The following is an 11,984-nucleotide window of genomic DNA, read 5'->3' as shown; positions in this document are numbered from 1 at the left end:
GTTGATTGGAGCGGAAGGTGCTCGACTCCTGCGGGAAACGCTGGACAGGTGAGACCCCGCAGGCGTAGCCGAGGAGGCTCACCGCCAGCCCCGCGGAAAGCGAGCACCTGTAGCGGAAATCAACCGCCACTCGCTACATCCAAAAGCAACAATGTTTACGAAAACAGCCTTCTTTTTAGAATATTCAGAGTGTAGACCACAGAGTGGATTGGAGCGGAGGGCACTTTACTCCTGCGGGAATAGAGGAAAGAAAGTGCCTGTAGCGGAAAGAAACGGTCCAATCTTTACAAAGATGCTCATTTAGCTTGTTCAAACAACATATGGATGTAAAAAAATTAAGAATAAGCAACTAATCCATTCGAACCTTTTTTCCCATTTTTTCACATCCTCAATGGATGTCTTTTCATTTTTCTGATACATTGAACTTTTCAGGAGAAATGAAGAAAAAGACACATAATATTTCCAGTACCCACCTATTAAACTAAAGAATACGAGAGTATAATGAAATAAGTTTGGAGTACATCCATTACAATGCTAACGGATAATTTGTTAAAAATAGAAGTTTACGATAAAGGAAGACGATGCCGAATGGAAAAATACACAAAGCATTTCTTTAATAATGTACGAAAGAAATTACAAGAGTGGGAGGCAGCAGTGTCCATCCCTCATGAAGAAGTATACCGATTCATCCACTCCATGGCTGGATCGGCCTCGGTGCTTGGGTTACATAAAATCGGGGATAGGGCCCGTGAATTGATGGGTCAATATGAAGAAAAGGAAGAACGGATATGGACGATTTCAGAAGTGAAGGAAGAACTGTTTGATATCATTCAATTCTGTTATCAATATGAAGAGGAGTCCACGGAAGTATTTCCTGGAAAGCAAACGAGGACCGGCGAAGAACCTGTCTTGCTACTCATCGATGATGACACATCTTTCCTTATGTACATGAAGGAAGAACTTGAGAAAATAGGATGGTATGTCGTCCCCATCGCCAATCCGGATAAGGCGGTCATGTCCTACTACGACGTAAAGCCGGACTGTGCCATCATTGATATTTATATGGACGGGACGAATGGATTCGAAGTACTGGACTTTTTTAAGAAAAAGCTGAAGCAGCAGTTCATTCCTACGGTGATGGTGAGTGCGGAAAACAGTAAGGAAGTCCGTATAAAAAGCTATCAGATGGGGGCCGATGATTTTATCGCCAAACCCTTTGACCTGGAAGAGTTCATTGTACGTGTGAAAAGGCAGATGGAGCGAAAGAAACAGATGGAAGAGCTTGTGCTGATCGATGAACTCACACTGGTGTATAACCGTAAATATCTTGGGCAGGCGTATGCCCAACTGCAAAGTGATTGGGCACGCAGAGGGGACTCTTATTCTGTGGCGGTCCTCGACCTCGACCATTTCAAAGGAGTGAACGATCGGTACGGACATCTGGTGGGGGACCTGGTGCTGAAGAAATTCGCTTCACACTTGAAGTCCGAAACGAGGATCCAGGATACGGTCTTTCGGTTTGGTGGGGAAGAATTTGTCATCATTTTCCCTTCTACATCTGTAAAAGAAGCGTTCGAATTGGTCGATGATATACGTAAAGGGTTCAATCAAGTAATGTTTCAGGCAGAAGAGGAATTTTCCTGTTCCTTCTCTGCAGGTGTGGCGGAAATCGCTGATCCGACGAAGCCCTTTGATACATGGCTAAAGCTTGCCGATCATGCCCTTTATGAGGCGAAGGGAAACGGCAGGAACAACGTGAAGATCGATAGGAAATCAAGTGATAACATCCCTCATAAAATGATAAAGATCGCCATTGTGGATGATGATCCGATCATCCGGACGGTGATGAAGGATATCGTTTCGAAGCTGCCGGGAGATACCCATATTCAGTATGACATCCAGACATTCAACGATGGGGCAGCCTTTGTTGGGTCTGACTGGCATGTCTCACACCCTTGTCTTGTCATATTAGACGGGGTGATGCCGAAGATGGATGGCCTGGAAGTATTGGAACGCATTCGTTCAAGAAGTGATTCGGACCGGTACAAAGTTCTTATGCTGACTTCGCGGAAGAGTGAAAAGGACATTTCCAGATCCCTTCAACTAGGGGCGGATGATTATATGACAAAGCCTTTCAAATTATTAGAGCTCGAGGCCCGTTTAGGTCAAATGCTGAGAAGGATGAGGTAATTGTTTTCAAAGGAAATTTTTTATTTTTCTATTGTGCTGGTCGGTTTGCTGGTTGTGTTGACGGGCCTTTGCCTATATTTAATGATAAAGAAGATGATGGACAATAAGAATCGGACGAAGATAGAGAAGTATAAAGAAGAATATCAATTAGCTCTTTTTCAACTTTTACATGAAGGCATCGAGGATAAGAGATTTCTGAACAGCTCCCCCCTCCAAACCCGGGCATTGGTGGAGCTGTTGGCCGGCTTTTCAAAGGTTCTTTCCTCACCAGACATCCTCAAGAGGGTACAAGAATTTGCAGAAGACCATCTTCAACCGTTCATTCTGTCGCAGTTACAGCACAGAAGGTGGAGTATCCGGATGAATGCTCTTTACTGGATACAGGATTTCAGAATGAGCAGTATGAAAGAGCCGTTGAGGGAACTCCGGGAATCGGGATCCATGAGTAAATCGGAAGAAATTCAGTTATTGAAAATAGATGTGCTCTTCAATGATCGGGACCTTCTTCCACGATTGACAGACACGTTGCATGAGTTGACGGAATTTGAGTACAGCCTGCTGTTTCAGTCATTCGGAAAAGGTCAGTTCCAGCCATTGGTCCAAGCCTTTGACGAACTGCCCGACGTGATGAAATATGCCCTCATCGATTCAATCGGGGTGAAGAATAGAATGGAACATATTGCTTTTCTGCAGCGATTATTGACCAATGACTCCACTGAGCTGAGGATCCGAGCGTTAAAGGCCGTGGTGGGGATGGAGTACTATCTTGATATACCGACGCTCTCCATTCATTTGCGGGCTGAGTCTTGGCAGGAACGGTTGATGGCCATTAAAGCATGCGAGTATATCCGTTCCCCTGAGCTAAGTCCATATTTACAGGAACTTATGAGCGACCCGTCCTTCTATGTTCGGTCCCAAGCCGCGCAATCTCTACTGCGTCTTGAGAATGGCAAAAGTGTGCTGGGAGAAATGGCTGTCCATGCAGAAGATGGATACGCAAGGGATATGGCAGCGCAGTGGCTTGAAAGGGGGGCGGTTTCATGAGTATGGGAAGTATCATGATGATCATTGGGTGGTTCGTGCTTGTTTATATGATTCTCGTTATCTCCTTTTATACGATTCTCCTCGTCATTTCCCTGTTTCAATTAAGGAAAACATATGGCCTGGATGAATGGGAACCGTACGAGGAGCTGATGCATCTGCATCAAACCAAGCCTGTGTCCATATTGGTCCCGGCTTACAATGAGTCAGTGGGAATCATGGCAACGGTGAGATCACTCCTTAGTATCGAGTATCCTGAATACGAAATCATTATCATTAACGACGGTTCCACCGATGATTCTCTGGAAAAGCTCATTGAGACGTTTCAACTGGTGAAAATCAAGTGGGTCATCCGTCAGCAGCTGGACACAAAACCGGTGAGAGGTGTGTATCAGTCAAAACTATATAAAAACCTTCTGGTCATCGATAAGGAAAACGGGGGGAAGGCCGACGCCTTGAATGCCGGGATCAACGTCTCGAACTTTCCATACTTCTGTTCCATCGATGGAGACTCGGTGCTTGAAAGAACGGCTTTCCTGAAAGTGATGAAACCGATCGTCGAATCCGATGGGGAAGTCATCGCGTCGGGTGGAAGCATCCGGATTGCCAACGGCTGTGAAATTGAAAGCGGGGAAATTGTAAAGGTAGGTTTGTCCCGTTCTCCCCTTGTCGTCATGCAGGTAATCGAATACTTAAGGGCGTTCTTAATGGGCAGGATCGGCTTGAGCAGGCATAATCTGTTATTGATCGTTTCCGGTGCATTCGGTGTCTTCTCAAAGCGCTGGGTCGTCGATGCCGGTGGATACTCCCATACTGTGGGGGAAGACATGGAGCTTGTTGTCAGGCTTCACCGGTATGTAAAGGAGCAAAAGGCGGATAAAAAAATCGTCTATGTTCCCGATCCGGTAAGTTGGACGGAAGCACCTGAATCCCTGAAATACCTACGACGTCAACGCAGCAGATGGCATCGGGGACTATTTGAAAGCCTCTGGATCCACCGTAAACTCCTGTTCAACCCGAAGTATGGGTCGATCGGGATGGTGTCCATGCCTTATTTCTTAATCATTGAATTCCTGGGACCGGTCGTTGAATTGATGGGATACGTCATCATGATCTTCTCCATCTTCCTGGGCGGCGTTTACCTGGAATTTGCCATTCTATTATTCTTGTTATCCATCCTCTATGGATCGGTATTGTCCATGGCAGCCGTCCTCCTTGAAGAATGGTCTGTCAGAAAGTTCCCAAGAGCATCCGATATCGGACGGCTCTTTGCTTATTCATTGACCGAGACGTTATGGTATCGTCCACTGACCGTTCTCTGGCGTTGCGAAGGGATCCTTGACGTGCTGCGCAAAAAGAGAGGCTGGGGAGAGATGGCGAGAAAAGGAGTTTCAAAATGAGGAAGCTGAAATCTTATTGGTTTGTTTTGTTCATCGTCGGTATTGTGCTCTTGATCTCTGCCCCGTTTTGGCTTTGGCAGGTGAAGGGAGATAAAGATTTGGACCTGTTGATCATCGATAAAACGGTACCTGATACGACATACAGGGAACATAAGGGGCTAATGTGGCTCTTGAATCAACAGAAATATGTTCAATCCAATGGGGAAAGGTACAACCTGAAGGAAGACTATATAGGATTTGTTCCGAAAAAGGACCAAACCTACAATATAAAAAATATCCCTTCATCCACAGACCAATATGATGCGGTCTACATAGCCGATACGTATGGGGTTTATGAAGAAGAGTTCCACAATAAAAATGTATCAGGCAAGCGGTCCACCAAGCTTTATGGAGGCTTGACCGACCAGGATATGGACGCACTGAAAGACATGGCGGTGAAGGATGGAAAAACATTGATCGCCGAGTTCAATTCCATGGCGCAGCCTACTGAGGAAGCAACGCGCAAGAAATTCTATTCCCTTTTCAATTTGGAGTGGTCCGGATGGATCGGAAGGTATTTCCCTGAACTGGAAAACAGTGAAGTGCCTCAGTGGGTGAGGGATAATTATGAAAAACAGTATGAAGCGGCCTATAACTTCAAAGGTCCAGGCTATGTACTGGTGGACGAAAATGATCGTCTCGTCGTACTGGATAAGGAAGACATCGGGGATAAGGGAGTGGTTTTTTCCACTACTCCTCATGGTGAAAAGTTGATCGGTGAAAAAATCAGCACCCCTTATTCCTATTGGTTTGATATTGTGGAAGCGATCAATCCCGATGAGGTCGTGGCTGACTACACGCTGTCTTTATCAAAGAGCGGAAAGGATACCATGAAAGCCTTGAACCTGCCGGTGACGTTCCCGGCTGTCGTCCACGGACAGAACCGACAATACGACACCTACTATTTTAGCGGGGATTATGCGGATCAGGCAGATGTGCCGGGTCTTTATCAAACGGTCGGGTTCTCATCCTGGAGAAAGTGGACGGGATCATCGAAACCGGATGATTCATCCCAGTTTTACTGGAAAGCCTACACTCCGATGATGACGGCTATCTTGAAGGATATCCAAAAGGATGATGCCACGAAGAAGAAGGAAACCGTAGAAATAACAAATGAAGATGGTCTGAAGCTCGGAGGGAAAACAGGCGGAGATTATATTCAGGTGAATAAGGACGGAAAGTGGGAAGACATCCTCATAAAAGGGGTGAACATGGGCATTGCGAAACCCGGTTCATTTCCAGGAGAAACGGCCATCTCGAAGGAAGAATATCTGAGATGGTTCAAACAAATCGGGGCGATGAATGCCAATGCCCTCCGGATTTACACCATCCATCCCCCGGAATTTTATGAAGCCTTCTACGAATATAATCAGATGGCGGATGAGCCTCTGTACTTATTCCACGGGGTATGGGTGAATGAAGAGATTTTCCTAAGGTCTGAGGATGCCTTTGCAAAAGAGAACACGGACGAATTTGCGTCTGAAATCAAAAAGACCATCGATCTCGTCCATGGGAACGCTGAAATACCGGAGCGGAAAGGGCATGCATCGGGATCATACACCTACGATATATCCCCTTACGTTCTTGGCTGGATCTTCGGAGTCGAGTGGGATCCCGAAGTGGTCCTTGCAACAAATGAAAAGCATAAAGGACTCCAGGACTTCAAGGGCGAATACATCGGAACCGAAAAGGCACAGCCATTCGAGATCTGGCTGACCCAACGAATGAATGAAGGAGTCAAGTATGAAACCGATACGTATCAGTGGCAAAGACCGGTGAGCTTTACGAACTGGGTCACGACTGATCTGTTGGATCATCCAAGTGAACCGCTGGAGAAGGAAGACATGGTGTCTGTTGATCCGAACGTCATGAAGGGAACGGATAAATTGAAAACAGGTTTATTCGCTTCCTATCATATCTATCCGTATTACCCAGATTTTCTGAATTACGAGCAGAGATATGTCGACTATATTGATCAACGGGGAGAAAAAAACAACTATGCCGGCTATCTGAATGATATGAAAAAAGCTCACTCCATGCCTTTAGTAGTAGCGGAATTCGGAGTCCCGGGATCCAGGGGGATGACACATAAAAACGTCTACGGCATGGACCAGGGCCATCACTCAGAAAAAGAGCAGGGCGAAATCGACCGCAGATTATTCGAGGATATCGTGGAAGAAAAAATGGCGGGTGGAATGGTGTTCGCCTGGCAGGATGAGTGGTTCAAACGAACATGGAATACGATGGACTATGACAACCCGGACAGACGTCCGTTCTGGCAAAATGCCCAGACGAATGAGCAGCAGTTTGGAATGGTCAGCTTCGACCCTGGGGTTCGTAAAAGCAGTATGATCCATGTGGATGGGCGAGGGGAAGACTGGTCCTTCAATGGAATCCAACCGGCTTTCCAAAAAGACGGACACAGCATGTATGTAACGAGCGATGAGCGTTATGTATATGTTCGTGTAGATTCTGATCCTATAGACGAAGGGGAAGACACGTATCTGCTCTTTGATACGATTGGGAATCAAGGACAGTCCACGCTGCCTGATGTAAAAGACGTATCTACAAAAGGTGTGGATTTTGCACTGCATATTAAGGGGACCAAAGAAGCACGGTTGTGGATCGACAGCTATTACGATACTCATTACTATCACTACGGACACGTTCTCGACATGATCGAGGAAGAGACATATGCCAAAGTGAAAGATAACGGCAAATACCACCCGATTCGGCTGACACTGAACAAATCACTGGACGTTGAAGGAGAAAACATTCCGTTTCAATCCTATGAAACCGGTGTTCTCCAGTTCGGTACTTCAAATCCCCAGGATGAAGCATATGATTCCTTGACGGATATCAGTGTCGACTCCTCAAAGGGGCGATATGAAATCCGTATACCTTGGCAGCTGCTGAATATCAAGGATCCAAGCCTGAAAGAAGCAATGGGGGATATATGGTCAGAAAAAGGGATCCAAAGTTCCATTACCCTTGATTCTATCAAAATCGGTCTATATGAAACCGATGGAGAAAAAGTATTCTCATACCCTGAACGAAAAGAAGATGGGTTCATCGATCCTGCAGGGTTTTATCCATACAACTGGGAAACATGGGACCAGCCGACCTCCCATGAGAGGTTGAAGCAGTCCTACTACGAAATGAAGAAAGCTTTTGAGAAAGAAGGGGAATAACACATGGCGAGAATATTGATTGCGGAAGATGAAGAAGTTCTTCGGATGTTGATGGTGGACACACTGGAAGACGAGGGGCATGAGCTGGATGAAGCCGCCGACGGTCAGGAAGCGATCGATCACATCATGGAAAATGAGTACGACCTCATACTCCTGGATTATATGATGCCTCTGTTGACTGGTCTGGAAGTCATCGAAAGGGTGAGGAATTCACCTGGTAAAAGCACGGTAAAGATCATGATGGTGTCTGCGAAGAGCCAGCAGACGGATAAAGATCTTGTTCTGAAGTCGGGTGCCGACTATTTCATTGCGAAACCGTACAGTCCGGCAGAGCTTGTTCAGCGGATCGAGGACATTTTGAATGAAGAAGATCAATGAGTTTTTTCAAACAAGTTTACGAAATCAGTTCATCGGGCTGATGAGCGGCTTTATTGTCATCTTTTTCATCGGGGCGGCATTTCTGTACGTATATGATCAGACAATTGCCAATGACTATCAAATACTCAGAGACAAGTTAAACCAAAAAGAAGACGTAGCTGAACAATTGGATAGAGATTTTCAAAAGGCATTCTTTGATGCGAGGGGATATCTAGCCTTCGACAGAAAGGAATTCAAAGAAAGTATCTTTAATCAAGAGAAAAAAGTGAATGACACGTTGACAAAGCTAAAGGCATTGCAAACGGAACCTGAAGATCTCCTCTTCGTGAAAGATGTGGAGGAGTTTTCCGACCTCTATTTTAAGGAAATGGTCCCACCTGTCATTGAGAGTTTTGAAAAGGGCGATATAGAGGCTGTAAAAGAGGCTTCTGCGAGTGGTGCCACAGCCACGATCGAAACATTCCAGACCCAGCTGAACGGGTATGCAGACTCCATTGAACAAAGTAAACGAAATGCTTATGATGAGGTGAAACGAAAAGAGTCTCTAAGTCAGACAGCGTTCATTGTCTTTATCTTTCTGATGCTTCTCGTTCTGATGAGGTTAATGAGAATGATCGCCAAGCAAATCGGTCAGCCTCTCGATCAAGTGGCTTCTGCAGCAGAGCAAATTGCAGAGAGCGATGCATACCAGAATTGGAACTTTAACAATAAACGAAAAGATGAAATCGGTAAGATGTCACGGGCCTTCGAAAAGATGATCTATAAAATCCAGGAGAAGGAAGAGCATCTCCTTGCCCAGAATGAAGAACTGCAGGCGCAGCAGGATGAGTTGGAATCGCAGCAATCTGAGCTTGAGCACCTCCTGAATATGACGAAGAACAGGGAGGCACAGCTGGAGCGCAGAAACGAATTCATACATGGTATATCAAGCTCCCTGAACAAGCAAGAGGTACTAGAGAGCATCGTCAAAAGCATGAGTCACGTGATCGGCGCCTCCCGTGGGATGATTGTCCTTATGGATGAACAAAAGTCCAATGCGTCGTTTGGAATATCCCAAAATGGAGCAGCACAGTTCCTGGCGTATATCTATAACGGAATCCATCAGCGATTATTTGATTCAAGAGAGCCCTTCTCCCTCAAAAGGGAAATGACACCATCAGAGAAGGGGTATCACGAAGAAGTGCTGTACTCATATGACTTATTTCTGCCTGTCCTTTCAGCTGATCATGAAGTGGAAGCCATCATGGTATTCAGCCGCTTCGGAAATGATTTCAACAAGCAGGAACTGGGCGAGTATGTTAGCCTGGCAAAACAAATATCCATCTCATTGCAGAAAATCAGGTTATTTGAAGAAACCGAGGATAACCGTCAACTAACACAGGATATTCTTAATAATATTCAAGAAGGCATTCAGCTCATTGATAAAGATGGTAATACCCTATTAATGAATACGAAGTTATCTGCTTTGATTTCAGGTGAATTTGATAACCTTCATCAGGTGTGCTACCAGACCTGGAAAAAGGCACTGATCAACCGGGTTGAAGATAAAGAAAAGCTCGAGGAGTATTACGAAGAGATTGTGAAAAAAGGAAAGACCGGAAAACATCTTCTTACCTACCACCTGGCAGACAGCAAAGAAGTTTTCCAAGTATACTCCGAATCTCTCTATCGGGGAGAAGATCAAATCGGCACGATCTTCGTTCACCGCAATATCACGAAAGAATTCGAAGTCGATCAAATGAAATCAGAGTTTGTGAGTACGGTCAGTCATGAACTCCGCACTCCACTGTCAAGCGTGCTGGGCTTTACGGAATTGATGCTGACAAAAGATCTAAAACCGGAAAGAACAAAGAAATACTTAACGACAATCTACCAGGAAGCGAAGAGGCTGACGTCACTTATCAACGACTTCCTGGATGTCCAGCGTATGGAATCGGGACGCCAGACCTTCGAGAGGAAATTCGAGGATGTCGTACCGATCATGCAGCAGGTGATTGATACACAGAAGGTGAATGCTCCCCATCATTCCTTTAACATTGCCAGGGAAACGGACTGTACAATCGTCCTTGGTGATCGGGATAAGCTTGCCCAGGCATTTACCAATTTAATCAGCAATGCCATCAAGTACTCACCTGACGGAGGAACCATCACCGTCATGTTCCGTGAAGGGGACGAATGCATCAGCATTGAGATCCGTGATGAAGGTCTTGGCATTCCTCAGGAAGCCATTCCAAACCTGTTTACCAAGTTCTATCGGGTCGATAATTCCGATCAGAGAAGAATTGGCGGTACCGGATTGGGTCTGACAATCGTAAAGGAAATCATTGAAACCCATGAAGGGAAAATCATGGTGACATCCGAGGAAGGAAAAGGCAGCGTGTTCACCATCCGCCTGCCGATCGTGACGATTGAAACCTTCAAAGACGATGAGCATGGCGGCGATGGAATGTATATCATCGTCATTGAAGATGACATCAATCTGGCATCTTTACTCAAAGCCGAACTTTCCGACAGTGGCTTCAAGGTGCAGCATACCCCCTCGGGAAGCGAAGCTTTGACCAAAATGAAGGATGAAAAGCCAGATGCCGTCGTTCTGGATATCATGCTTGAAGGAAGCATGTCCGGATGGGACGTCCTGGAGGAGATGAAAGGGGATGAACATCTTTCCCAAGTACCGATCATCGTATCCTCGGCTTTGGATGAGAAAGAAAAAGGACTCACATTGGGAGCCAATGACTATCTTGTGAAACCTTATCATCCAAGCAGACTATCCAAGACCATCCTGCACCTTTTATTGAAAAAAGGGATGAATGGTGAAATCTTGGTGCCTGTTTGTGAGAAAAAGTCAGGAGAAAAATAAAAGAGTGAGGCTTCCATCGAAAGAAGCCTCTTCTTTATTTAGTGTTGATTGCCAAAAAAAGCCCTTCGCGACCAGTCGCGAAGGGCTTTAAAGTACTTATTTATTGTTCATTTCGTTACGAGTGATGATGCGGTCGATCAAACCATATTCAAGCGCTCTTTCCGCTGTCATGAAGTTATCGCGATCCGTATCTTTTGAAATCACTTCAAGTGGTTGACCAGTGCGATCAGCCAGGATTTGGTTTAGTTTCTCACGAAGGAATAGAATACGCTTCGCAGCGATTTCGATTTCAGTCGCCTGACCCTGAGCTCCACCAAGTGGTTGGTGAATCATGACTTCAGCATTTGGAAGGGCTAAACGCTTGCCTTTTGCACCTGCTGCAAGAAGGAACGCACCCATTGAAGCCGCCATACCGATACAGATTGTTTGGACATCAGGCTTGATGTATTGGATCGTATCATAGATGGCCATACCCGCTGTGATGCTTCCGCCAGGAGAGTTTATGTAGATTGAAATATCCTTCTCCGGGTTTTCAGATTCAAGGAATAGTAGCTGTGCTACAATGGAGTTCGCCACATTGTCATCGATTCCGCTTCCAAGCATGATGACACGGTCTTTCAATAAACGTGAATAAATGTCATAAGCACGTTCACCGCGGTTTGTTTGTTCAATTACTGTAGGAATTAAATTCATCCTCGTTCCTCCTTAGAAATCCTTTTTTATTTGTTAGAATTACTTATTCACTTTGTACTGTTATCATACACCCATGGTCAATAAAGGTCAAACTAAACGATTCCTTTATTATCCTGTATATAAATCCTTTCTACATGATACCCATTCATTCCTTTTTTAAACGGGGATGTATTGGGAAGTTTGTTGTTATTT

At 45.3% G+C, this 11,984-nt stretch carries 7 protein-coding genes; 6 read left to right on the top strand and 1 reads right to left on the bottom strand.

From position 1 onward, the window contains the following. Nucleotides 1–588: 588 nt before the first annotated feature. Genes SLH55_RS12660 through SLH55_RS12635 form a run of 6 tightly spaced genes read left to right on the top strand, consistent with a single transcriptional unit; the run spans nt 589 to nt 11,099 of the window. Complete coding sequence (locus SLH55_RS12660; RefSeq protein ID WP_320323571.1) at nt 589–2,190, top strand: diguanylate cyclase; 1,602 nt, start codon at nt 589–591, stop codon at nt 2,188–2,190. Beyond that, nucleotides 2,191–3,234, top strand: coding sequence for a HEAT repeat domain-containing protein (locus SLH55_RS12655; protein ID WP_219166006.1), 1,044 nt, complete (start codon nt 2,191–2,193; stop codon nt 3,232–3,234). Continuing rightward, complete coding sequence (locus SLH55_RS12650; RefSeq protein WP_320323570.1) at nt 3,231–4,631, top strand: glycosyltransferase; 1,401 nt, start codon at nt 3,231–3,233, stop codon at nt 4,629–4,631. Before SLH55_RS12655 ends, SLH55_RS12650 begins: the two co-directional genes overlap by 4 nt. Beyond that, nucleotides 4,628–7,861, top strand: a complete 3,234-nt coding sequence (locus tag SLH55_RS12645) for a hypothetical protein (protein WP_320323569.1) — start codon at nt 4,628–4,630, stop codon at nt 7,859–7,861. The genes SLH55_RS12650 and SLH55_RS12645 overlap by 4 nt, the downstream gene beginning before the upstream one ends. A gap of 3 nt (nt 7,862–7,864) precedes the next feature. Then, on the top strand, nt 7,865–8,239 hold the full coding sequence (locus SLH55_RS12640; RefSeq protein WP_226676136.1) for a response regulator transcription factor: 375 nt from the start codon (nt 7,865–7,867) through the stop codon (nt 8,237–8,239). Beyond that, nucleotides 8,223–11,099, top strand: a complete 2,877-nt coding sequence (locus SLH55_RS12635) for an ATP-binding protein (protein ID WP_320323568.1) — start codon at nt 8,223–8,225, stop codon at nt 11,097–11,099. Before SLH55_RS12640 ends, SLH55_RS12635 begins: the two co-directional genes overlap by 17 nt. 96 nt (nt 11,100–11,195) lie before the next feature. On the opposite strand, the gene clpP is transcribed toward SLH55_RS12635, so the two are convergent. Then, a complete protein-coding gene (clpP, locus tag SLH55_RS12630; RefSeq protein WP_044338279.1) occupies nt 11,196–11,792 on the bottom strand; it encodes an ATP-dependent Clp endopeptidase proteolytic subunit ClpP in 597 nt (198 codons plus the stop codon). Nucleotides 11,793–11,984: the final 192 nt, after the last annotated feature.

The sequence above is a fragment of the Rossellomorea sp. YZS02 genome, from assembly GCF_033963925.1.
GTDB lineage: Bacteria > Bacillota > Bacilli > Bacillales > Bacillaceae_B > Rossellomorea.
The sequence above is the reverse complement of the archived record's forward strand: the minus strand, read 5'-3'. Positions and strand labels throughout refer to the sequence as shown.

Coding starts and splice junctions, on each gene's coding strand:
- SLH55_RS12660 (WP_320323571.1), top strand. CDS start 589: ATGGAAAAATACACAAAGCATTTCTTTAATAATGTACGAAAGAAATTA.
- SLH55_RS12650 (WP_320323570.1), top strand. CDS start 3,231: ATGAGTATGGGAAGTATCATGATGATCATTGGGTGGTTCGTGCTTGTT.
- SLH55_RS12645 (WP_320323569.1), top strand. CDS start 4,628: ATGAGGAAGCTGAAATCTTATTGGTTTGTTTTGTTCATCGTCGGTATT.
- SLH55_RS12640 (WP_226676136.1), top strand. CDS start 7,865: ATGGCGAGAATATTGATTGCGGAAGATGAAGAAGTTCTTCGGATGTTG.
- SLH55_RS12635 (WP_320323568.1), top strand. CDS start 8,223: ATGAAGAAGATCAATGAGTTTTTTCAAACAAGTTTACGAAATCAGTTC.
- clpP (WP_044338279.1), bottom strand. CDS start 11,792: ATGAATTTAATTCCTACAGTAATTGAACAAACAAACCGCGGTGAACGT.